This window comes from Marinobacter sp. DUT-3, from assembly GCF_050379435.1.
Lineage (GTDB): Bacteria > Pseudomonadota > Gammaproteobacteria > Pseudomonadales > Oleiphilaceae > Marinobacter.
The window spans coordinates 92,600-116,077 of record NZ_JBNRMG010000001.1 but is presented as its reverse complement, the minus strand read 5'-3'; the positions used below and the strand labels follow the sequence as shown (position 1 = coordinate 116,077).

21 protein-coding genes are annotated in these 23,478 nt (G+C 57.2%); 4 read left to right on the top strand and 17 right to left on the bottom strand.

Annotated features, from left to right (window positions below):
- Positions 1 to 139: 139 nt before the first annotated feature.
- From groL to ACQUWM_RS00510, 3 genes are all read right to left on the bottom strand, one after another.
- Positions 140 to 1,792, bottom strand: a complete 1,653-nt coding sequence (groL, locus tag ACQUWM_RS00520; RefSeq protein ID WP_428920824.1) for a chaperonin GroEL — start codon at positions 1,790 to 1,792, stop codon at positions 140 to 142.
- A gap of 78 nt (positions 1,793 to 1,870) precedes the next feature.
- Positions 1,871 to 2,158, bottom strand: coding sequence for a co-chaperone GroES (gene groES / locus ACQUWM_RS00515; RefSeq protein WP_011785505.1), 288 nt, complete (start codon positions 2,156 to 2,158; stop codon positions 1,871 to 1,873).
- A gap of 230 nt (positions 2,159 to 2,388) precedes the next feature.
- A complete protein-coding gene (locus ACQUWM_RS00510; protein ID WP_406998908.1) occupies positions 2,389 to 2,931 on the bottom strand; it encodes an FxsA family protein in 543 nt (180 codons plus the stop codon).
- Positions 2,932 to 3,025: 94 nt separating this feature from the next.
- On the opposite strand from ACQUWM_RS00510, the gene ACQUWM_RS00505 reads away from it, so the two are divergent.
- Positions 3,026 to 3,787, top strand: a complete 762-nt coding sequence (locus tag ACQUWM_RS00505) for an SDR family oxidoreductase (protein ID WP_406998910.1) — start codon at positions 3,026 to 3,028, stop codon at positions 3,785 to 3,787.
- Between the two features lie 189 nt (positions 3,788 to 3,976).
- On the opposite strand, the gene ACQUWM_RS00500 is transcribed toward ACQUWM_RS00505, so the two are convergent.
- From ACQUWM_RS00500 to ACQUWM_RS00490, 3 genes are all read right to left on the bottom strand, one after another.
- Positions 3,977 to 4,288: an MGMT family protein gene (locus tag ACQUWM_RS00500; protein WP_428920823.1), complete on the bottom strand. Its 312-nt coding sequence runs from the start codon at positions 4,286 to 4,288 to the stop codon at positions 3,977 to 3,979.
- 170 nt (positions 4,289 to 4,458) lie between these two features.
- Positions 4,459 to 5,829 (bottom strand): AmpG family muropeptide MFS transporter, encoded by a 1,371-nt coding sequence (locus ACQUWM_RS00495; RefSeq protein WP_428921412.1) that lies wholly within the window; start codon positions 5,827 to 5,829, stop codon positions 4,459 to 4,461.
- A gap of 42 nt (positions 5,830 to 5,871) precedes the next feature.
- Entirely contained in the window at positions 5,872 to 6,354 is a 483-nt protein-coding gene (locus ACQUWM_RS00490; RefSeq protein ID WP_428920822.1) for a YajQ family cyclic di-GMP-binding protein, read from the bottom strand.
- Between the two features lie 383 nt (positions 6,355 to 6,737).
- Here ACQUWM_RS00490 and ACQUWM_RS00485 point away from each other — a divergent pair, with 383 nt between their 5' ends.
- Positions 6,738 to 7,709: a response regulator gene (locus tag ACQUWM_RS00485; protein WP_428920821.1), complete on the top strand. Its 972-nt coding sequence runs from the start codon at positions 6,738 to 6,740 to the stop codon at positions 7,707 to 7,709.
- A gap of 327 nt (positions 7,710 to 8,036) precedes the next feature.
- Here ACQUWM_RS00485 and ACQUWM_RS00480 read toward each other — a convergent pair whose 3' ends face one another.
- The 11 genes from ACQUWM_RS00480 to ACQUWM_RS00430 all read right to left on the bottom strand — a co-directional run bounded on the left by ACQUWM_RS00480 (position 8,037) and on the right by ACQUWM_RS00430 (position 19,641).
- Positions 8,037 to 9,248, bottom strand: coding sequence for an argininosuccinate synthase (locus ACQUWM_RS00480; protein ID WP_406988257.1), 1,212 nt, complete (start codon positions 9,246 to 9,248; stop codon positions 8,037 to 8,039).
- Between the two features lie 165 nt (positions 9,249 to 9,413).
- Positions 9,414 to 9,812 (bottom strand): flagellar export chaperone FliS, encoded by a 399-nt coding sequence (gene fliS / locus ACQUWM_RS00475; protein WP_406998918.1) that lies wholly within the window; start codon positions 9,810 to 9,812, stop codon positions 9,414 to 9,416.
- A 29-nt stretch (positions 9,813 to 9,841) separates the two neighbouring features.
- Positions 9,842 to 11,245: a flagellar filament capping protein FliD gene (fliD, locus tag ACQUWM_RS00470; protein ID WP_428920820.1), complete on the bottom strand. Its 1,404-nt coding sequence runs from the start codon at positions 11,243 to 11,245 to the stop codon at positions 9,842 to 9,844.
- Between the two features lie 197 nt (positions 11,246 to 11,442).
- On the bottom strand, positions 11,443 to 11,880 hold the full coding sequence (locus tag ACQUWM_RS00465; protein WP_428920819.1) for a flagellar protein FlaG: 438 nt from the start codon (positions 11,878 to 11,880) through the stop codon (positions 11,443 to 11,445).
- 72 nt (positions 11,881 to 11,952) lie between these two features.
- The gene (locus ACQUWM_RS00460) at positions 11,953 to 12,777 is read right to left on the bottom strand and encodes a flagellin domain-containing protein (RefSeq protein WP_428920818.1); all 825 of its coding nucleotides are present in this window, start codon (positions 12,775 to 12,777) and stop codon (positions 11,953 to 11,955) included.
- 152 nt (positions 12,778 to 12,929) lie between these two features.
- A complete protein-coding gene (locus ACQUWM_RS00455; RefSeq protein WP_428920817.1) occupies positions 12,930 to 15,041 on the bottom strand; it encodes a motility associated factor glycosyltransferase family protein in 2,112 nt (703 codons plus the stop codon).
- A 68-nt stretch (positions 15,042 to 15,109) separates the two neighbouring features.
- Positions 15,110 to 15,940: a methyltransferase domain-containing protein gene (locus tag ACQUWM_RS00450; protein ID WP_428920816.1), complete on the bottom strand. Its 831-nt coding sequence runs from the start codon at positions 15,938 to 15,940 to the stop codon at positions 15,110 to 15,112.
- The gene (locus tag ACQUWM_RS00445) at positions 15,909 to 16,757 is read right to left on the bottom strand and encodes a hypothetical protein (protein WP_428920815.1); all 849 of its coding nucleotides are present in this window, start codon (positions 16,755 to 16,757) and stop codon (positions 15,909 to 15,911) included. Before ACQUWM_RS00445 ends, ACQUWM_RS00450 begins: the two co-directional genes overlap by 32 nt.
- Positions 16,758 to 16,864: 107 nt before the next feature.
- Positions 16,865 to 17,854 (bottom strand): N-acetylneuraminate synthase family protein, encoded by a 990-nt coding sequence (locus ACQUWM_RS00440; RefSeq protein ID WP_428920814.1) that lies wholly within the window; start codon positions 17,852 to 17,854, stop codon positions 16,865 to 16,867.
- Between the two features lies 1 nt (position 17,855).
- Positions 17,856 to 18,917: a hypothetical protein gene (locus ACQUWM_RS00435; protein ID WP_428920813.1), complete on the bottom strand. Its 1,062-nt coding sequence runs from the start codon at positions 18,915 to 18,917 to the stop codon at positions 17,856 to 17,858.
- Positions 18,907 to 19,641 carry a cytidylyltransferase domain-containing protein gene (locus ACQUWM_RS00430; protein WP_406998934.1) on the bottom strand — a complete coding sequence of 245 codons (735 nt, stop codon included), beginning with the start codon at positions 19,639 to 19,641 and terminating at the stop codon, positions 18,907 to 18,909. Before ACQUWM_RS00430 ends, ACQUWM_RS00435 begins: the two co-directional genes overlap by 11 nt.
- 435 nt (positions 19,642 to 20,076) lie before the next feature.
- Here ACQUWM_RS00430 and ACQUWM_RS00425 point away from each other — a divergent pair, with 435 nt between their 5' ends.
- Both ACQUWM_RS00425 and ACQUWM_RS00420 read left to right on the top strand, forming a co-directional pair.
- The gene (locus ACQUWM_RS00425; RefSeq protein WP_428920812.1) at positions 20,077 to 21,243 is read left to right on the top strand and encodes a flagellin; all 1,167 of its coding nucleotides are present in this window, start codon (positions 20,077 to 20,079) and stop codon (positions 21,241 to 21,243) included.
- A 111-nt stretch (positions 21,244 to 21,354) separates the two neighbouring features.
- Positions 21,355 to 23,355, top strand: a complete 2,001-nt coding sequence (locus tag ACQUWM_RS00420) for a tetratricopeptide repeat protein (RefSeq protein WP_428920811.1) — start codon at positions 21,355 to 21,357, stop codon at positions 23,353 to 23,355.
- Positions 23,356 to 23,478: the final 123 nt, after the last annotated feature.

Below are 23,478 nucleotides of genomic sequence, written 5' to 3'. Positions count from 1 at the left end.
ATGAAACAATTGCACAAAGCCGGAGGTTTTTCTTGTCAAATCATGCCGCCACGGATGCCAGACACAAAAAAACCCGCGCAGGATGATACCTGCGCGGGTTTTTCGGGTCTCCGGCTTGCGGAGAGAGGTTACGGGAGGCTTACATCATGCCGCCCATGCCTCCCATTCCGCCCATGCCACCCATGTCCGGCATGCCGCCGCCAGCTTGCTCGTCTTCCGGCTCATCCGCCACCATGGCTTCGGTGGTGATGATCAGGGAAGCAACGGAAGCCGCAGCCTGCAGCGCGGAACGGGTTACCTTGGCAGGATCCAGGATACCCATTTCCAGCATGTCGCCGTACTCTTCCGTGGCGGCGTTATAGCCGTAGCTGCCCTCGCCCGCACGGATGTTGTTGACCACAACAGACGGCTCGCCACCGGCGTTCTGCACGATCTGGCGCAGCGGCGCTTCCATCGCACGACGCAGGATGTTGACGCCAGCTTTCTGCTCCTCGTTGATCGCATCCACCTTGTCCAGTGCGGCAATGGCACGGATCAGGGTAACACCACCACCGGCAACAACGCCTTCTTCTACCGCAGCGCGGGTAGAATGCAGCGCGTCCTCAACGCGGGCTTTCTTCTCTTTCATTTCCACTTCGGAACCGGCGCCAATCTTGACCACGGCAACACCGCCAGCCAGCTTGGCCACACGCTCCTGCAGCTTCTCCTTGTCATAATCGGAAGAGCTGTCTTCGATCTGCTTGCGGATCTGCTCAACGCGAGCCTCAATGTCGGACTCAGCGCCGGCGCCGTTGATCACCGTGGTGTTTTCCTTGGTGATGTTGATGCGCTTGGCAGTACCCAGGTCGTCCAGAGTGGTGTTCTCCAGAGTCAGGCCCACTTCTTCGGAAATCACGGTACCGCCGGTCAGGATGGCGATATCCTGCAGCATTTCCTTACGACGATCACCAAAGCCAGGCGCTTTCACGGCGGCAACTTTCACGATACCGCGCATGTTGTTGACTACCAGGGTAGCCAGCGCTTCGCCTTCGATGTCCTCGGCGATGATCATCAGCGGCTTGCCAGCCTTCGCGACAGCTTCCAGCACCGGGAGCAGCTCACGGATGTTGGAAACTTTCTTATCAACCAGCAGGATGTATGGGTCTTCCAGCTCTACGGACATGTTGTCCTGGTTGTTGATGAAGTACGGAGACAGGTAACCGCGGTCGAACTGCATACCTTCAACCACGTCCAGCTCGTCTTCCAGGCCACGGCCTTCCTCAACGGTGATAACACCTTCTTTGCCCACACGCTCCATGGCGTCGGCGATGATCTTGCCGATGCTCTCGTCGCCGTTGGCGGAGATGGTGCCCACCTGGGCGATGTTGCGGTTATCATCACACGGCTTGGCCAGGTCACGAATCGCCTGAACAGCGGCGACGGTGGCCTTATCGATGCCACGTTTCAGATCCATCGGGTTCATGCCCGCGGAAACTGCCTTGATACCTTCGCGAACAATGGCCTGAGCCAGAACGGTCGCAGTGGTGGTGCCGTCACCGGCGTTGTCATTGGTCTGGGAAGCAACTTCCTTGACCATCTGGGCGCCCATGTTCTCGAACTTGTCTTTCAGTTCGATTTCCTTGGCGACGGACACACCGTCTTTGGTGACGGTCGGCGCACCGAAGGATTTTTCCAGAACCACGTTACGGCCTTTCGGACCGAGGGTTACCTTGACCGCGTCCGCCAGGACATTAACGCCTTCAACCATGCGCTTACGCGCGCTGTCGCCGAATCTAACGTCTTTTGCTGCCATGTCTTCTATTCCTGTTCGTTAAACCGAATTCGTTGAATCAATCGGAATAATGAGAGTTCGTGCCGGTCGCTTTCGCGATCACTCAAGCACGCCGTAGATATCGTTTTCGCTCATGATCAGGAGCTCTTCACCGTCAACCTTTACGGTGTTACCGGCGTACTGACCGAAAACCACGGTGTCACCAACCTTGACCGCCAGTGCACGGGTTTCGCCGTTATCGAGGATCCGGCCATTACCCACGGCGATAACCTCACCCTGGGACGGCTTTTCCTTGGCATTGCCCGGCAGCACGATGCCACCTGCAGTTTTCTCTTCTTCTTCCTTACGGCGCACGACAACACGATCGTGTAGCGGACGAATTTTCATTGCTCGGTTTCTCCAATAGTCAGATTAATGTGGCAATGACATTTGCTGTTAAAGGTCGGATCAGCGTATGCAACCCGACTGCTGTTGTAGGTCGGATTAGCGAAGCGTCATCCGACAAATTGCCCGGCCATTAACTAGCTGTATTCCAACTGTTATCAGCCCGCAGCGAACTTGTGTGTCCTATTTGGGGTGACCGGCGGGTATTTTCAACACCCGCGATAAAAAATTTTTTACTTTTTTTCGATGCGATCGTGATCGCGCTCGGTTTCGTCCCGGTACTCACCATCGATGATGTCGCCGTTGGCGTCCCGGTCGAACGGACGTTGCTGGCCAAAGGGATTCTCGCGATGATCAAACGGCCCCGGTCCGAACGGCCCCTGGCCACCGCCGGCGCGGAAATGAAATCCGCTGGCCTGGCCAGACACCACCAGCCGCTTCAGCGCCTGAGCAACAAACCAGTGCCGCGTACCCGGAATCAGACAAAGAAAGCCAACGGTGTCCGTGATAAAACCCGGCGTCAGCAGCAGCGCACCGCCAACCGCCAGCACCAGCCCCTCGGCCACCTCCTTGGCCGGCAGCTCACCGCTGTTCAGCCGCTGGTTCGCCCGCAACAACGTGGCCAGACCCTGCTGGCGTAACAGCCAGGCACCGACCACCGCTGTGAGCAAAACCAGGCCAATGGTATTCAACACACCGATAACGCCACCGACCTTGATCAGCACCGCCATTTCGGCAATGGGCATGATAATGAAAAGAAACAGGAAAACGGGCAAGGTGCCTCCTTGATGATATAATCCGCGCACCTACAAGAACCATTCAGGCACACAGAAAACGTAAAACCACTGTAGAACTTAGTTAGGGCAAAACATGAAACTTCAAGATTCCGTGATTGCAATTACCGGCGGTGGCCAGGGTCTGGGCCGTGCCATGGCCGAATACCTCGCGGCCAGGGGTGCGAAACTGGCACTGATCGACCTGATGCCGGAAAAGCTGGAAGAAGCGGCAGAAGCCTGTAAGAAAGCCGGTGGCGATGCCAAATCCTACGTTTGCAACGTCGCCAAAGAAGAGGACGTCGAGAAGACTTTCGAGGCAATCGTCTCTGACTTCGGCCAACTGAACGGCCTGATCAACAACGCCGGCATACTCCGTGACGGTCTGATGGTCAAAGCCAAAGACGGCGAAATCACCAAGCGCATGGAACTGTCTCAGTGGCAGGCGGTGATCGACGTCAATCTCACCGGCGTGTTCCTGTGTGGCCGTGAGGCCTCCACCCAGATGATCAAGAACGGCGACCAGGGCGCGATCATCAACATCGCCTCTATCTCCCGCGCCGGCAACATGGGCCAGAGCAACTACTCCGCCGCCAAGGCCGGCGTATCCGCCCTGGTTCCGGTATGGGCGAAAGAACTGGCCCGCTACGGCATTCGCTGCATGGGCATTGCCCCGGGCTTTATCGAAACCGAAATGACGGCCTCCATGAAGCCGGAAGCCCTGGAGAAAATGACCGCCGGTATCCCGCTCAAGCGCATGGGCAAGCCGGAAGAGATTGCCTCTGCTGCGGCGTTTATCTTTGAGAATGACTACATGTCCGGGCGGATGATTGAAGTGGACGGGGCTTTGCGGCTCTGATCTGCTGACCTGTTAACTGAAATGACTGGCCCTTAATTAGCGGGGGCTGGTCCCGGGGTGGGGATACCTTTTCTTCCGGAAAAAGAACTCGCTTCGCTCAGACACCTTTGTTCCTGCAGAAAAGGTATCCCCACCCCGTGACCGACCTGACTCTCAGGAAAGCCTTCTCCACTGATTATTCCATTGGTGCTATGGCTGCCACTGGAAACGTTTCATCGAAACCCGGCCATTGAGGACTTCTACGCCCTCTTCGCGCAAACGGAAAACCTGGGTCTCGTAGGTATCGGAGCCCTGCGGAAAGGCTATCTGCCCGGAACTGCGGATGACTCGATACCAGGGGATGGAATGACCCGAAGGCAGCTTGCCCAAGGCTCGACCTACAAACCTTGCCTGACGCCCCAGACCCGCCATATCTGCAACTTGGCCATAGCTGGCCACGGACCCCAGCGGTATTAAAGCCACAACCTGCCAGATTTTCTGTTCTTTTGTTGGTTCGGACATGGTTTTGATCCCTCAGGCAATCCAACAAATGCAGTTAACCCGGCCCACACGAACCCGTCTAAATCGGCCCAGGGGTGGGGTGCCTTTTCTGCCGGAATAACGGTGTCTGAGCGAAGCGAGTTCGTTTTCCAGAAGAAAAGGCACCCCACCCCTGGGCCAGCCCCCTATGTTCACCGGGGCTCGGGCACCCCCTCGGCCTCCTCATTACGAGGCGCCAAAGCATCCAGCCGAGCACCCTGGCGGATCATGTAGATAGCCAGGAGGATGGCGGGAACGCCCATGAAGCCGGCGACGAGGAAGAACTGCGCGTAGCCGAAATCTGCCACCACGATGCCGGAGAAGCCGCCGATGAACTTGCCTGGCAGGGTCATCAGGGAGCTGAACAACGCGTACTGGGTAGCGGTGAACGACGCACTGGTCATGCTCGAGAGCCAGGCGATGAGCGCCACGTTGGCGATGCCGCCACTCAGGTTATCGGCGCTGACAACGGCGGCCAGGGTGATCACATTGGGCGGGTACTGAGCCAGCACCACGAACAGCAGGTTCGTGGCCGCCGTCATCACCGCCCCCAGCAACAGGATACGGCGTACGCCGTAGCGCACCACCATGACACCACCAACCAGCGACCCGGCGATGGTCATGAAGAAGCCGAATATTTTGGTCACATCCGCCACCTGGGTTTTGGAGAAGCCCATGAAATCCAGGTAGAACGGGTTGGCCATCACCCCCATGGCGATGTCCGATATGCGGTACACCGCCACCATCAACAAAATCAGCAGGGCCAGTTCCTTGTAGCGGTAAAAAAAGTCCAGGAATGGCCCGGCCACGGCGGCGTAGAACCATCCCACCAGACGGGCCACTCGGGGATTCAGGTGGGCGCGTTTGCTGGCTTCCTCCTCGATCTTGTGGGCAATGTCCTGGGCGGCGGCGAAATGGTTCACTTCAGGCTCACGCACCACCAGCACCGTGACCACCCCAACGCCGACCAGCAGCGCCATCACCTCATAAGACACCTGCCAGGACCAGAATTCGGCCAGATACAGGGCACCCGCACCAGCCACCAGCAGCGCCAGCCGATACCCGAAAATATAGGTAGCCGCGAGAGCCGCCTGCAGCCGTTCCTCGGCAATCTCGATTCGGTAGGCATCAATGGCCACATCCTGGGTGGCGGAGGAAAACGCCACCAACAAACCACAGAGCGCCATCATTTCCGGGGCAGCGATGGCATCCACATGAGCCATCAGGTACAGGCCCGTGGCGATGCCGGACTGGGCCAGCAGGATCCAGCTGCGGCGTTTGCCCAGCAACCTGTCCAGTAGCGGCAGCTTCAACCGGTCCACCACCGGGGCCCAGAACACCTTGATGGAATAGGTGATGCCCAGCCAACTGAAGAAACCAATGGTGGCGGTTTCCACACCCACATCCGCCAGCCGCGCGTTCAGCGTCGAAAATACCAGCAGGAACGGCAAACCAGCGGAAAACCCCAGGAACAACAGGGCGACGACCTGCCAGCGAGTGTAGGTGTAGAGTGCATCCCTGATCAGTGCCAGGCGTGTACCGGATAAGATGATGCGGCCTCCGGATCAGTCGCGGAAATTGTTGAACTGCAGGGGAATATCCAGCTCGGCTTCTTTCAGCATGGCAATGGCGGCTTGCAGGTCATCCCGCTTCTTCCCGGTCACCCGCACCTTGTCACCCTGGATACTCGCCTGCACTTTGAGCTTCGCGTCCTTGATCATCTTGACGATTTTCTTGGCCATGTCGGTTTCGATGCCCTGCTTCAGCAGCAGGTGTTGCTTGACCAGTTTGCCAGCCTTGCTCTCACCGTCCTCGGACAGGGCGCGGCCATCGATGTTGCGCTTGGCAAAGGCCATCCGAAGCATGTCCAATAGCTGCTCCAGCTGGAACTCCTGCTCGGCACTGACGGTAATGCCCTTGTCATCGTGTTCGATATCCGCTTCCACGTTCTTGAAATCCCAACGGTTGCCCAGATCCCGCTTGGCCTGGTCCACGGCGTTGGTGACTTCGTGCATATCAATTTCGGAAACTATGTCAAAAGAGGGCATGGTCGTTATTCTCCGCAATACGTAATGGGTATACTTAGTGTCCCGTCGGGCTAATTCGTTAACCCACTGCGTACCGCTGGTGCCTCTGGCCAAGGCGCCGGTCCGCAGGTGTGGTGGTTCCACATCAAGGGCTGGCAACACAGGTCCAGAGGCACCAGCGGTACGCCCTTCGGGAGCCCCTGAAAGCCTTGAGAGCGGCGTTGCGTCGGCTTGATTTGGAGCCACCAAACCTTCGCCACCGCGCCTTGCTCTCAAGGCTTTCAGGGGCTCAGTGGGTCAACGAATTAGCCCGACGGGACACTAACCACGTAAATTAAGGGCAGAGCATAGCAAGACCCGCCCCTCACCGCATCTGACAATGGACTGGTAAGAAGTAGACAACAATGCCAAATCTGGACCTCCCCATCCTCGTAGTAGACGACGCAAAGTTCAGCAGTATGGTGGTTGGGCGCACCTTGCGAAATGCCGGATATCGCGACGTACGTATCGCCAACAACGCGTTGTCGGCCCTTGAGCTGATGGAACAACGCCCGGTCAGCGTGCTGATTGCCGACTGGCTGATGCCGGAAATGGACGGCCTGGAGCTGACTGACCAGGTGCGCCAGCAGGACGAGCAGGACAACCACTACACCTATATCATCCTGCTGACCGCCCGGGAAAGCGTGGAAGCCCTGTCTGAAGCCTTCGATCGGGGCGTGGACGATTTCATCTATAAATCCGACATGACCAAGCAGCTGATTCCCCGGATTTTCGCCGCCGACCGCATGGCCGACCGGCAAAATACCCTGCTGCGCGCCAACTCCCTGCTGATCGAAAACAATCGGGAACTGGAAGCCACCAACATCATCGACCTGGAAACCGGGCTGTGCAACAACAAATACGCCCGTGACCGACTGGGCAAATCCCTGCGTCATGCGGAGTCCCGCAACGGGTCAACAGCGTACGTGCTGTGCGGCATCCGCAACTGGCAGGAACTCAAGCGCAAGCACCCGCCGTCGGTGATGAGTGAGCTGGCCATCGGTATCGCCCGCCGCCTGAGCCACCTGATTCGCCCCATGGACACCCTGTGCCGCGTCGGGGACAACCAGTTTGCCATCGTGGCCTATTTCCCCCACAGCGAGAACTGCACCACCACAACGTTTCGGCGGATATTTGATGGCATAAATCACAAAGCACTGAAAACCACCGCCGGGTACATTTCCGTGGAAGCCGGCATGGTGTTGTGCAAGTCCGACGCCCAGAGCGGCACGCCCTCGGTCCAGGAGGTGGAGCAGGCAGCGGTTCAGGGGTTGGTGGATGCGTATGAGACGCGGCGGTTTACGGAGACCATGCCGGCGCTTGTTGAGAAGGCTTGAAAACATTGTTGTCGGATTACGCTTCGCTAATCCGACATCACACTCGGTAACACGGCATCACACATCACCAACAGACTTCAGAGCGCGAAAGCCCTATTCTGAAATTGTGGATTCAAGCAGTATCCCCCATGGCGGAGGAGCCGTGTAGTACCTCCGCCGCCGTATGGGAGACGGATCCATCGAATTAACGAATTTTTCAGGCACTTTCGTTCTTTCCTTAAGTTTTGTTGTTAAGCCAGCTCCCATGAGCTGGCTTTTTTATGGAAGGAACAAAAACAAAAACGCCCGGAAAAATCCGGGCGTTTTGCAATCTACTGAACGTCAGCCTTAAAGCTTCCGCCCCTTGCCAGCTGCTATCCGCAACCGCAGCGCGTTCAGCTTAATAAAGCCTTCCGCGTCTTTCTGGTCATACGCGCCCTGGTCTTCCTCGAAGGTTGCGATCTTCTCGTCAAACAGCGAGTCTTCGGACTTACGGCCCACAACGTCGACATTGCCCTTGTACAGCTTCAGCCGCACGGTGCCGTTGACGTAGGTCTGGGTCTGGTCGATCAGCGCCTGCAGCGCCTCACGCTCCGGTGACCACCAGTAACCGTTGTAGATCACTTCCGCATAGCGCGGCATGATGCTGTCCTTCAGGTGGGCCACTTCGCGGTCCAGGGTGATGGACTCAATCGCCCGGTGCGCGCGCAGCATGATGGTGCCGCCCGGGGTCTCGTAACAACCACGGGATTTCATGCCCACGTAGCGGTTCTCAACAATGTCCAGGCGCCCAATGCCGTTGTCACCCGCCATCTTGTTCAGGGTTTCCAGCACCACGTGGGGCTTCATGTCCTGACCGTCGATGGCAACGATATCGCCCTGCTTATAGGTCAGCTCAACATAGGTCGGCGTGTCTGGAGCGGCTTCCGGGGAAACACTCCAGCGCCACATATCTTCCTCGGCTTCCGACCAGGGATCTTCCAGGTTGATGCCTTCATAAGAGATGTGCAGCAGATTGGCATCCATGGAGTAAGGGGACTTGCCCTTCTTCTTCTCCACCGGAATGTTGCGCTCGTCGCAATAGGCCAGCAGCTTCTCGCGGGAGTTCAGGTCCCACTCGCGCCAGGGGGCAATTACCTTTACGCCCGGCTTCAGCGCGTAGGCGCCCAGCTCGAAACGCACCTGGTCGTTACCCTTGCCGGTGGCGCCGTGGGAAATGGCGTCCGCGCCGGTTTCATTGGCAATCTCGATCAGGCGACGGGAGATCAGCGGGCGGGCGATGGAGGTACCCAGCAGGTACTCCCCCTCATAGATGGTATTGGCGCGGAACATCGGGAACACGTAATCGCGCACGAATTCTTCGCGCAGATCCTCGATGTAGATTTCCTTCACGCCCAGCGCCTCGGCTTTCGCCCGCGCGGGCTCCACTTCCTCGCCCTGGCCGATGTCGGCGGTGAACGTCACCACCTCACAGTTATAGGTATCCTGCAACCACCGAACGATAACGGAAGTATCCAGGCCACCGGAATAGGCCAGCACCACCTTCTTGATATCAGACATGCCCTTGCTCCAAATCCTGAAATAGGGGTCAATAAATAAGGCGCATATTGTACGGGAGAGCGGGGGGAATGGCTATTCGGCAGAAAGTAGCGCCGCAACAGGCAACAGAGAGTGCTACCAAAAAAAATGGCCCTTCAACGGGCCATTTTCATGATGGGGGCAGATTCAGACCGCCTGCTGCTGGTTGACCACCTCTTCCCGGATGCCGTCCCAGCCGTCCTTGATGGAGCGGAGCAGACCCGCGACTTCGTCGAGCCTGGCCTGGTCGTTGTGGACATTCGCCTCCCACAACACCCGCTCCATGTAGTCATACAGCGCATCCAGACGCTCAGCAAGATCACCGCCCTGCTCTTTGTCCAGGAAGCTGCGCAGGCCGGCGACAATATCAATCACCTTGACGATCAGCGCGCCTTTGGCCTGATAATCACCTGCCTGCATCCTGGCCTTCGCCATGTTGATCCGCTCCAGGGCGCCGTTGTACAGAAGCTGAATCAGCTTGTGCGGGTCAGCATCGGTAATGCTGGTCTGAGTATTGATTTGCTGGTATTGCTGGAGACCGTTCATTCTATTACCCCTTAACTGTCCTGTTCAGACTAGCCCTGATTGCTCTTGGGAGCCAGAGCCGCCAGTTGTTGGCTGACAAAGTCTCCGGTGCTGTTGAGTTGCGCGATCAGTGAATCCGCTGCGGAGAACTGATTAAACAAACGCTCTTCCAGCGCCTCCAGGCGCATCTCGAGGCGATCACGCTGCTCCTGGATTTTCTCCAGGTCACCGTTCAATCCCTCGGTTCTTGTCGCTAATGCGCCGTCGCTGGCCAGGAAATTACTGACAACGTTGACCGTGCGCTCAGCAATCCCTTCCACACCGTCCTTTTCGGCAAACAGCGCGGTCATAGCCTCCGGGTGGGCATCCAGCTGCTCTTTGAAGCGCGCCTGGTCGAATTCCAGCTTGCCGGTACTCGGATCGGTCTTGATGCCGACATCAGCCAGCATGCGAACCGGAGAATTCTCCAGCCCCGGCGGAATTTCCGTCAGCATCCGGCGTAAGTCGCTCTGGATGTTACGAATGGTCGAATCACCGGTCAGCACGGACCCCTGACCGGATTCCGGATCAAATCCGGACACCTTGTCGACCATGTCCTGGAAGGCATTGAACTTATCGACGAACGCCTGAACGTTCTCTGCGACCGCATCAGCATCACGCTCAATCTTGACGGTCGATGTGCCCTCTGACTTGAGATCAAAGGTGACGCCATCAACCACACCTTCCACGGTATTGGTGGGCCGGCTGATGGCAATGCCATTGACTTCGAGCTGAGCATCCCTGGCTGCAACCGTTTCTTCCAGGTTGCTGGTGGTGCCATCGAATACAAACTGGGATAGCCCGCTGGTGTCCGTGTTGTTGCCGTCGTCATCAGTCACCGACACCTTGACGGAATTCTCAATGCCGGACTCTTCAGCAGACAACACCAGACGAAAACCGGAGCCGGTATCCACCACCCCGGCCGACACTCCGGCATTGGCATCATTAATGGACGCAGCCAGCCCCTCCAGGGTGTTATTGCTGCCATCCACGGTAATGTCTGTGGTGACACCGCCAACATCCAGCGTCAGGGTTCCGGAACCGACCGTCGTGGTATCACGATCCGCAAACGCGCCAGACGCCAGTGATTGCGACTGCGCCAGCTGAGTCACATTCAGGCTGTAGGAGCCACGGTTTGCCGCCAGTGCATCCACCGATACCCCGGCCACACTCTCATTGGAAGAACTGGACGAGAAAGCCTTCATGCCTTCAGGGCTACTCAGCTTCTCCATGGAGGTACGCATCTCTTCCATGGCACTCCGGATAGCGCCGTAGGCCGAAATACGGGTCTCGGTACGCTGTTGCCGCTGATCCAGACGGGCTTCCGTGGGCTTGCGCTCAGCATTAACCAGCTGATCGAGAAGATCGGAGCTAAAAATGCCCGAGCCTGCGCCTAGTGATGTAATTGATGCCATGACCCTGCCTCCTGAAAGGCTAAATTACCTGTATGTTCGTTTAACGGCACCGGGCGGCAAAACTTTGCCATTTCCGACCCCATTTTTTGTAACAGGCTGTAACAAAAAAGACCCTTAACGCAGAGCACCGCCGGCCCTGTTTAGGGGCGGCGGTGCTGAAATGCCATTATTCAGGCCAAGCTTATACCGGCAAGGCTTTACACTTTAACGTTGAATAATGTCAGCGGTTCATCCTGCTGCAAGTTTTCTGCCAACCTCAATGCTACTTCATCAGGGATCTGGCGAATAACCTCATGGGTCTCCTGATCAACCACCCGGACGATGGTCTGACCAAGTTCGTTATTCACTTCAAACTGGAGATCCCGCTGAACCGTCTGAACATAATCGTTCAGCTGCGACACCGCTTCATCCAGTTCTTCCCGCTGGGCCTCGCTACGCCTTTCCAGCCGTTCAGCTTTGGAGGGTTCACGGGCATCGGGAGATTGGATAAGCGCTGGCCGGCCAGCAGATGAAACAGCAGACTGAGCGGAGGCATTACTGCCTTCGACCTGAGGTGACGCAGACGCCCGAGCCGGAGCTTGCTCACTGGAGCGGACCAGCTTCAGATCCGGGCTGTTAAGGTTCACGTCATTCATAGCTCACCCCGCTATCCTCTAACGGCGAGAAGCCACCCCCGGGAGGGGGTGGCCATTACCGCGTTGCCCCAATTACTGCAGGAGGGACAGAACCTGGTTTGGACGGGCGTTAGCCTGTGCCAGTACAGAGATACCCGCCTGCTGCAGCACGTTGGCCTTGGAGAGCTTGGCCGTTTCCGCCGCAAAATCGGCATCCACAATACGGCTGTTGGAGGCGCTCAGGTTCTCAATGTTGGTCGCCAGGTTGTTGATGGTGCTTTCGAAGCGGTTCTGCACCGCACCCAGATCGGAACGGAATGAGTTCACGGTGTCCAATGCGGTATCAAGCGTTGTCAGTGCAGCCGAGGCGCCACTGGCAGTGCTGATGTCGATCGCGTTCACGGCCAGGCCGGATGAGGACATGTCCTGATCGAAGGCGATATCAATGGTCTGACCGGCGTTCGCGCCAACCTGGAAAGACACACCGCTACCGAGCGTACCATCCAGTACATTCTGTCCGTTGAACTGGGTGTCGCTGGAGATACGGGTGATCTCGTCCAGACGCTGGGAAACTTCCGACTGCAACAGAGCACGGTCTTCGTCGGTGTTGGAACCGTTTGCCGCCTGTACGGCCAGCTCACGAATACGCTGGAGGTTGCCAACGGTTTCGTTCAGGCCGCCTTCAGCGGTCTGCACCATGGAGATACCGTCGTTAGCGTTACGCTGGGCAACGTTCAGACCACGAATCTGTGTGTCAAAGCGGGTTGAGATTGCCAGACCAGCTGCGTCGTCCTTGGCGGAGTTGATACGCAGACCGGAAGACAGGCGCTGCAGAGCCTGGTCAGAGATACCCTGAGAGCGGTTCAGCTGATTCTGTGCGCTCAATGAAGCGACGTTAGTGTTGATACCGAGAGCCATATTGCTTCTCCTCAAAACGATTCATTTTCTTTTGAAAGAGGTCTGGCACCCGCTCAGGTTATTTGGGGTAGCCGCCCTACTGTTATGCTTAACGGCCCCCCACAATCATCCTTTAGGAAAAAAAGCAGATTCTTTGTGAACAAATGTAAAGCCTATGAATCCTCATATTCCAGAAGCTCAGGCTCCGGGAACCGGACCCCGGTCCTGGACCAGGGATTGTCTTCCATGGGCCGGGTATCGAACATAACCCGCTCAAAATGATCCGGTAGCCCTTCCAGTAAATCCAGAACCTGCTCACGCCACGTCCGGATAAACCGGTCCCGCTCTTTGCCATCGTGACACGCCAGGCCATGGGAGAGGCCGATATGCACAAGCCGGAGTACCGCCCCCTGCAATATCTGGTTCATGGTCAGTTGCGCGCCGGTAACGCCAACGCTGCCCGGTTTCGGCTTTACCCGCGCAATCAGCGTTTTAAGCTCGTTGGCCAGTATTGCCAAGTCCCTGCCCCCGCCCAGTTTGGCCTTCTTGACGACCCTGGCAAGGGAAGCCGCTTCCCGACGGATTTCCGCCAACAGATCGGGGAGGACTCTGTCCATGCTGTCCTTGTCCAGATCCGCCTCGATGGAGTCCAGACGCTCATCCAGGTTGGGCGGCTCCGCCGTGCCCAGTTCCTGAATCCGTTGGGCGAACGCCTCCTCCGCCAGCCAGGCCGTGCCTTCAATCTCCGCCCCATCCGCACAGTTGAACACCTCGATTGAAGAGGTGGCGCTTTCCAGCTCCAACAAAAGTTGTTCCACGCTGCGCTTGGCACTGTAGTAATCACTGCGGGTGTGTATTTTGCCGCCGCCAACACGGGGGATTTCGAAAGTCTGACGCTTCCGCTTCGCTACTTTTTCGCGGAAGCCACGGGCAAACTCGCTGTCTGCTTTGTCGCCGTGAATGGAGGTGCTGGCGTGGTCCTTATCGACACTTTCAAAACCGTAGTCCGTGCCAAACAGGAAGAGCTTGCGGAAGCCGAGGCTATACCCGATCGACAGGGCGGCGTTGGTACAGGTCGGGTTACAGCTCGGATAGCCATCGCCGGGTAGGCCAAGCAGTGCCGGCAATGCGTTATCAGACTTGAAATAATAACGGGTACGACCAAATAACGCCGGAACGTGGGGGTTAATCTCGTTAACCGCCAGCAGCGGGATATCCGCCAGCGCTTCCCTGCCCTGATCCGCATGAATTTCGTATATGGAATACCCCGGATCCAGCTCCACGTGCAGATCTGGTTTTATACCTGCCATCAAAAGCGGGCGCAGACCAGTGCCGGCACTGACGATCACCACCCGGTCCCGCACGGCTTTCAGGCTGTCGATGCGGTTATCAATGGACGGACCACTCCCGACTACCACTAGCGGATACTCACTGGCCGGCAGGTTCTTTTTCTTCAGGTAGCGCATGCCGGCGTTGACGTTAAACGCGGTGTTTTTCAGCCGGATAAGATGGTCATCGTAGTTGGACCAGTGAGCGGCAATGGTCGCCACATCCTTGGACACGTCCATCGCCGTCTGCGCCAGCTCAATGTCCGCCAGGTGGTTGTAATAGGTGGTCATGAAGGGGTAGAACGGCACGGCACTCTGGAGATGCCGAGCCAGTATATCCCGGATACTCTCGCCGCCAGCCCCTAGGCCAATCGCAAAATTAATGGAGTAGCCCCGGCGCTTGAATTTCGCGCAGATGGCCGCCCAGTCCACGGTGAACAGGCTGAGCGCGAATTTCTCCGGCTCGCGCTCGACAATAAAGGCGCTGACAATGTTCGTGCGCTCCACCAGGGCCTCAATGTGATAGCCCAGCCCGCAACCGAGAAAGACGATCGAGGGAAAGAAATTATTGCCACGCAGGTAGCCCTGAAAGTTCTCGGGCGTGACCGGGCTGGCCTCGAGGATCGTACGCATCTTCCGGAACGCGAACCGGTCCACCGGATAGGAAGAGGGCCACTCGGGCTGGAATGTTTTCAGTGGTTTATCCGGCGGATTATCCTTCAGGAACTGCAGCGCTTCGTCCTGTGAATATTCCTTCGCCAGCCCCCGGTAACAGGATTGACCATCAATCGTCATGTCCAGGTCTTTGGCCCCAGGCGTCACCACCAGCTCGGCGCGTGTCAGCATCAGGTTCTCAAGAACCTGGTAGATCTTCGGAAGGCTGACCTTGAAGAATTCGAGGTTTTTCTGTTTGCGCCGCAGGTAAACCTGTGCGGCGGTATCCTGGTTGTTGCTCATCGAAACCTCGCCATGTATGGCATTACGTTCATTTCCCGGTTAATCATCCCAGGGCCGGCGGTACGCCCCTAGCCTTTTTCAGCTCTGTCCAGACCGGGGCCGCGTCGGTACAGCCGGGTCATCATCGAGCCCCAGTAGGCGTGATGCACGTCCGGCGGAGAGCCCTGCACCGCTCGCAACCAGTGAAGATCATCATCATCCGACCGATAAACGGATTCCCGGTAAAGATCCACATGATCAATCAGCACAAAACCACGCTCGGCCAGCAACTGGTCAACCAGCGCCGATGTAAAATGCTGAAAATGGCTGGGATAATGATGCTGCACCCAGCGGTCCCGATAGAGGTTTGCGACCGTTGACGAGGCATCCGGAGTAGCAGTAATGAAGAAAGCACCATCTTCAGCCACCAGATCGGTCAGCTCTGCAACGACACTCCGGAAATCCAGCAGGTGCTCCAGAACCCCCCTGAGCGTGACCAGCTGCATCGACCTTGGCTCACAAGAGGCCACTGTTTTGCGATAACCCTTCTTTACCAACTGCTCAACAGCCCCGGGTGACAGGTCGTCGCCGTGTGCGGCACTGGCCGGCACATTTCCGTCGGAAACCAGCGCATCCAGAAAATAGCCGCCAGAGGCGCCATAATCAAATACCGGAGCAGGGAGCGGGTCACCCAGCCGGCCCTCCAGCCAGCGAATCTCCTGCCGGTAAGAAACCGCACGGGCCAGATTTTTGGCTTCAGACTTCTGGTGATTGTTTTCATGGTACTGACTGTAATGCTGATCTATCTCTTCGGGTGTTGGTGCCGGCACCGAACAAATGTACAGGCAGTCATTGCAGCGCTGGTATCGCCCGGTCCAGGGCTTAAGATCAGTGCCCCCGCAAAAACGGCATTGCTTCATGGTGTGCTTCCTTCTTGATCAATTGATAGATAAGCACCTCCCAGAAGGACTCATCTATTTCCGCCTCCAGGCCACGACATGCACGCGCCATTTGTGCCCGCTGGCTGCCATTTTCGCAAACGAAGTTGATCGTGCTCTCCAGCTCGGCAGTACTGCTGCCAGCTGACCGCCGGGAACAACCGGACAACTCCAGAAAGCGGTATGCCGGTGTAAAATCGGAACGGCTGCGAATGACCGTCGGGATGCCGAGCAACGCGATTTCAATAGCACTCAACCCACCCTGACAGACAACCAGATCACACTCAGAAAACACGTAATAAGGGAACGGATCAGCAGGATGGTCGTATAGTTTGTGCTCGAGAAAGTGTGAAAGCGTGGGATGACGGCCGGCATCATTGGCCATCGTCAGGATTTGATGCCCGGCCTGGCTCAAAGCGCGCTCAAGAACCGGGGTAAGACCTTCAACATCCGCGCCACCCATCGAGATTCCGATCGTCAGCGCGCCACTCTTCCGATCACGCGGGCCAGCTACGGCTTTCGGGCGATTACAGAGAATTGCAGCCAGATCGGTGAGGAAATGACCCGGCACATCCATTCCATTCAGCGCGGGGGCAACCACAAGATCGACCACATCATTGACATCTGACATGTAGGACAAAGATGCTACCGAACCTGCCCGTACCTTCAGGTTCAGCTCCTCACGCAATTCCAGGCCATCAATAAACGCAACATCCGCCCTGACCGGGTCCTGGAGAGCAAACTCCCGTTCCAGCTCCGGATTCGCCCAGCCCTCTCTGTTGACTATTTTCAGTTCCACATCAAAGGAATGCGACAATATGCGTCGCAGAATCAGACAGCGGGACACATGCCCCCAGCCAACACGGTGGCCGATTTCGGCTATGAGCACCACCTTTGGCCGATTGATCATTGAAGATGCTCTTTACAGAGCGGCGTTCGCTTTTCCACGGCTGAATTGAGTTTCTGGCCTACAACGCCCTCAAGCTCTCCAACCGAAAAATCCCGCTCCGGGCGCAAGGGGACAAAATCCTCCACACACAAGACATGCCCGGCAGGAAGATCCCGACTGAAGTAGAGACCACGACGGGCACGACGGGCAGTGTATTGTTCGGCATCCGTCGGTTCTGTTCGCACCGTTTCCAGCGCCGGCTTCACGCTGCGAACCATCCGGCAGTATTCCGCCAGCCCGGCGGGCGTGACCGAGTGTTTGGCATCAAGCCCACCGTTGTCCGCTGAAAGGGTAAAATGCTTTTCAAACCATTCAACACCCAGCGATGCGGCCAGCATGGCTGCACCATAGCCAACCGAGTGATCCGAATAACCAATCGGAACCTGATAGCGATTCTGCAACCAGGGAATGGTTCCCAGCATTGACTCATCACAGGTGTGGGGGTAAGCCGCAACGCAGTGCATCAGAACAATATCAGAGGTATGTCTCATCAGGCGCTCAACGGCCTGATCAATCTGTTCCGTCGTTGACATTCCGGTTGAAATAATCACCGTTCGACCGGAACGGCCAACCGCATCCAGCAACTCCATGTAATTGTTATCGCCACTGGCGACTTTGACGAAAGGCGGATCCGTTTCGATCAGTTCATCCAGCGAACGCAGATCAAAGGGGGTTGCTGTCATACACCGATAGCCGGCAAGGCTTGCCGCCCGGTCTGCGGTCTGGCGATACTGCTCATGGGGTATGCGGGAATGACGCCTCAGCCAGCGCACCTCATCGATGTCGTAAGTGCCGTATTCATACTGACCATCCGCATAGATTTCCTCATCACGAATAAGCTGGAACTTCACATAATCTGCCCCCGCCTCAAGCGAAGATGCCACGCATCGCCATAGCAAGGGCACGGATCCAAAGTGATTCATGGCGGCTTCGGAAATGATCTTCACGTTATACCTCCAGGAGCTTCAGGAACCGCCGGATACCCGCTTCCTGAGTCTCCCGCAATTGCTGCCAGCGAACGGGGGGCTCAACAGAAACAGGAAATGAGTCCAGGCTTGATTCAATTTTCCCGAGAATTGAATCACGATCTTCAACAATGTTGAGATCATACTGACTCATCCCCAGGGTTTCGATCAGGCTTTCCGAGCGCTCATCGTATGACAGGTTAAGCGCAGGCCTACCCAGAGACCAAAGGGGCAGACTGGTATGGACCCGAAAAGAAATGGCCTCGCTGACACCATCCAGAATCTGAAAATACTCATAAACATCGCTTGTGTAGAGAATCTCCCTGCCAAAGGACATTGCGTACTCAATATCCCTCTGATCGTTACACAGCACCGTTGCCGGCTTTCCCTGCCTTCGCTCAAGGATCTCGAGACACTGCTCGGAAAGCGCATGTACACGGATCTTCTGTGACAAGGGTACGTTCATCTGCTCTGGATTCCGCACAGCCAGCATCGGGTACCGGGTCTCCGCCGATGGGCTCGCTTCGAACTCCGCCGCTGCCAGTTCCGAGATATACACCGAGGGACAACCTCCCACCTGATGGTCAGGATGCTGTGTCAGGGATTCAATGTGCCTTCTGGTCGCCTCATCCCGGGAGAGAACCACATCGGCCCGCTCAAGCAGCGCCCGCAGGTCCGCATCGCTGATTGCATCCGTGCGACGAACATAGGACAGATCGGGGCCATAGATGCGCCCGTAGGATGAGGAATAAATCAGCATCGGACGGCGCAACGCCTGCAATGCGGTCCGGTCTATCGAAATCTCGCCGTTCTCAAAAAGATTGCCGCCACCAACAATCACACCGTCTGCGGTCTGGTTGATATCGTAAACAATTTGCTTGGTCAGACCGGCCTTGGAACCAAAACCTGACGCCGGCACAGTGATAAAATTGATGCCACAACCCGACAAACTGGCCACCATCCGCCGGACCGACTGCTGGATCATGAAATTGCCGATATTGAAGCCCGGACCAAACGGACAGATATGGTAGATATTAAGTCGCACCAGAGAGCCTCCTTTTATAGGCATAGTCTACACGCTCCACACTTCCGGGGCGGGTTCTCTGAAAATCGGGGTCGGCCCACAGCGCGCGAAAAAACCCGGCATCTGTCGCATCATCAATGGTTAACCTGACGGAGGGATCAAACCGGGAGAGGCCGAGATCGTTTGCTGTAACCCCGCGGATGGCGCTCGGAAGAAGTTGCTGCGTAACCGGTGTTATATGTTCCAACTGCTCCTGTGTGGCCTGATCCATATTGATGGCGTTGATCATAGCCGCCCGAAACATTTCGAGTGACACCCCGTAAGGAAAGCTACGATCAACAAGATTCGTTATGACTTGCACCTGATCATCCACTCTCGATAACTGCGCCGCAGCGTATTCGATCAGGGGTTGAAGGAGCAGCGGGCTGTCTGCGTTAACACGCCAAAGCCAACAATGAGGGTTAGTAGCTGCAATAACGCGAAGCCTCTTCAACGGAGCGAAATGATCAGTGATGGCAGTGATACCCTTCAGCCTGGCCCTGTGAACCACAGGCTCGTCAACCGTTCGGGAGGTCGTCGCGATGACCGGCTCAGCAACGCACGGCACTTGTTTAGCAAGCATACCCAGCTGAACCAACAGCTCATCGATGATACATTTTCCGTCCAGCAGCGGCTCAAGAACCTTACCGGGTAGTCGCCGTGAATCAAGCCTCGCAAAGATGACCGGAATAATAACTGCGCTCACATCTGCTTGCCCCCAAATTGCATAGCCGTGCTCACCTCCTGACTCTATTGGTCCGCGCTCAAGTTCAAGACAATACCATGTTACCAATGGGAATTTCATGCAAGTGGAAACTGAAAGCCATCTTTAAATACGATCAGCATAAGTGGCGTTCATATTGAAATGCACCGACCAAAGCTCCCCCTTTCTGCGAGTCGCTTCCCCCTAAAAGAGCGGCAAGTCACTGCCGACAAATGCTGTCACCAATCTGGCAGTTCAGTACCGACATACTCTGCAATTACTAGAAAATGATTATAAATCATAAACCTGCATAGATATTAAAATATTGGCACAAACTTCGCTTGGACTCTCTCAAATCGGCAACATAACTATTTCTGCCGGCAGAGGCGCAGAGCAACGTGGCCCTCTTACCGGCCTTTCTGCCCAGGGAGACAAAACATGCCTCAGATCATTAACACCAACATTGCGTCGCTGAATGCCCAGCGTAACCTGAACGCGTCACAAACCGACGCCAACACCGCCCTGCAACGGCTGTCTTCTGGTCTGAGAATCAACTCAGCCAAGGACGACGCCGCAGGCCTGGCGATTTCGGAGCGCTTCCAGTCCCAGATCACCGGCCTGAACATGGCTCAGCGTAACGCCAATGACGGCATCTCCCTGTCCCAGACGGCCGAAGGCGCGCTGGATGAAATCACCGCCAACCTTCAGCGCATCCGGGAACTGGCCGTTCAGTCCGCCAACGCGTCCAACAGCAACTCTGACCGCGACGCACTGAACCAGGAAGTGCAGCAACGGGTATCGGAGATCAACCGTATTGCCGGGCAAACCTCCTTTAACGGCCTGCGCGTTCTTGACGGCTCACTGCCAACCCAGACTTTCCAGGTCGGTGCCAACACCGGTGAAACCATCCAGGTCAACGGCCTGGATGCACGGGGAAGCCAGCTGGGGTCCGTTATTGGCGACACCTCCGGGCTGTCGAACGCGATGGTCAGTGGCCAGACAGTGGCGGAACTGTTCGAGAATGGCGAAACCGTCGATTTCACTGTCGAACTGCCGCTCCTTGACGGATCAGGCACCACAACCCTGACCATCAACGACGCCAGCTCGTTCCAGGACATCCTGGGCCAGGTCAATGCCCAATCCCCACAGACCGGCATTACCGCCAACCTGAACAAGACCAACGATGAGATCATCTTCTCGTCCGAGTTCGGGCAAGCCTTCAATGTGGATGTCACCGTTGCCAGCGGCACCACCTTTAACGTCGCAACGACCGTTCCGGATGACATGGTCACAGTGAACGACACCGACATCTCCACCCAGCAAGGGGCGGATCTGGCGATGATTTCCCTGGATTACGCCATCGACCAGATCAACGGCCTGCGCGCCGAACTGGGTGCGGTCCAGAACCGGTTTGAATCGACAATTGCCAACCTCAGCACCACGTCGGAGAACCTTGAAGCCTCCAACAGCCGGATAAGAGACGCGGACTTCGCCAAGGAATCCGCCGAACTGGCCCGCACCCAGGTACTGCAACAGGCCGGCCTCTCGGTTCTGTCCCAGGCCAACGCACGGCCGCAGCAGGTATTGCAGCTGCTGCAGGGGTAACGGGGTAGCAACACGGTTGTCGGATTACGCCTTTGGCTAATCCGACCTACGGCCATCGAGCCCACGATAGATATCGAAACGACTGCCGCGGCAGGTTTTACGAGGTGTCCCATGCACGCACAGCATCACATTCAGGTTTCCGATTCCCGCCAGGCGCAGGTTGCCCGGCTGGTGTTACAGGCAAACCTTGCCTACGGTGAATCCAACAGCGCGGCAGGATCGTTTGTTCAGCGCCTGAAAGCGCGCCAGGAATGCCGGGAATACCTGGCGGAGGCGCTTGACCTGGAGCCTGAGAATGCCGGGGCACTGGGCCTGCTGGGGCGGGTAGAACTGGACGATGGCCAGCTCGAAAAAGCCCACACACTGTTCAATGCCAGCCTGAGCCACCAGCCGGAGCAGGCGCAGCAGTACGCCAACCTCGGCTACTGGGCCATGAAGAGCGAGCGCCCGGCCCTGGCGGAGCAGTATTTCCTGGAAGCCCTGGACATTGACCGGCAATCCGCCGCCGCTTTCTGTGGCGTTGCCCATGCCAAACGGCTGCAGGGCCAGTTTGATGTGGCCTACCTGCATTACCGCAAACTGCTGGAAACCGGCGCCCGGTGGGATTCCGTCTACAGTGGCATGCTCACCTGCGCGGAGCACCTGGATGTACAGAAGGCCGACCCCGCCCTGGCGCAGGATGCCATCGCCCTGCTCAGCAAGGACGGCCTGCCCCACCAGGAAATCGGTCGATTTGTCAGCGCCATCATCCACCAGCAATACGACCTGGATAATCCCCAGGCAGAGATATTCCTGGATGCCGCCAGCGAAGACGAACTGCTGATCCTGGCCCTGGAAAAAACCCTGATGCCGAATCCTGCGGTGGAAGAGCTGGTCACCCTGCTCCGCCGTGCGATCACCGCCGAGGTGGCGCAAACCGTACAACTGCGGGACGAACTTCAGCCTCTTACCCTGGCCATTGCTCGCTACGTGGACCGTACCGGCTACGCACTGACCGCCGAAGAGGACGAAGAGCGCCTGATCAGCGCCATCAACGACAGCATCAACGCCCAACTGGTTATGGGCGAGCCCCAGGACGCCATGACGGCCTCGCTGATGCTCAGCGCCATGTACGGCGCGCTGTTCCACCAGGACTTTGCCGTGCATCTTGGCCAATGGAACCTGGTGGACTGGCCGCTGGCGCTGCAGCCGGTTCTGGCCGCCAGCTACTACGACCGCGCCACGGAAGAAGCCATCAAACAGAACTTCGAGGAGAAAGCCGAAGAACTGTGCCTGGCCAAAGCCGACGTGCCCCAGGCCTGGCCGAGCTGGTCAACACTGGCCTACCGCTCTGAAAGCAGCCTGAAAGCGCTGATGGCGGAAGACCTGAAACTGCCGGTGGACCATTTGCCCGCCACCATGCGCATCATGGTCTGCGGCGCCCAGTCCGGCCAGCGCGCGATGGAACTGGCCCATTACCTGGATGATGTGGAAGTCATCGCCGTGGACGAATCCCTGGCCAACATCGCCAAGGCCACCCGCATGGCCGACGACATGGGCATCAACAACATCGTCTTCTGGCCCTGGTCCATCGCCCAGCGTTTCGTAGCAGACGGTCACAAAGTCCACTGGCTGGAAGTCGGCCGCCTGCCCTCCACCGCACTGACCGTGGTCTCACTGGCGGCGTTGGTCAGCTCCGCGACAGAGAATGGCGCGGTGGTCCACATGCACACCGCCGTGGAAGAACACACCGAAGGCGATCACCACATCCGCAGCATGATCAGCCACCACAAACTGGCGCCCACCCGCACCACCCTGCGCCAGCTCCGCCGCATGGTACTGACCAACAAGCAGGATGCCATCTGGCAGTCACTGCTGAAGGAAGAAGACTTCTACTCCCTCGGCGGCTGCCGCGACCGCTGGTTCCAGCCGCAGGACGTACACCAGCTCAAGGAACTCATGGGCATGGTCAGCAATGAGGTTGAGTGGAAACTGGTGAAGGCCAGGGACACCGACGGGCACAGCCTTGCCACTGGTCCGGTACAGCAGCAGATCCAGGCCGAGGCGCTGGGGAGTGAGGTGCAGAGTTTGATGGGACAGGGTTTGAGTGTTTATTTTGTGAGGCGGCGGTGATGGCTGTGTCGGATTACGGCTTCGCCTAATCCGACCTACGGGTATGAGGGCGCAAATTGGGTGTCGGATTACGCCTGCGGCTAATCCGACCTACGGGGGAACATGAGAGTAGCCCTGTAGGTC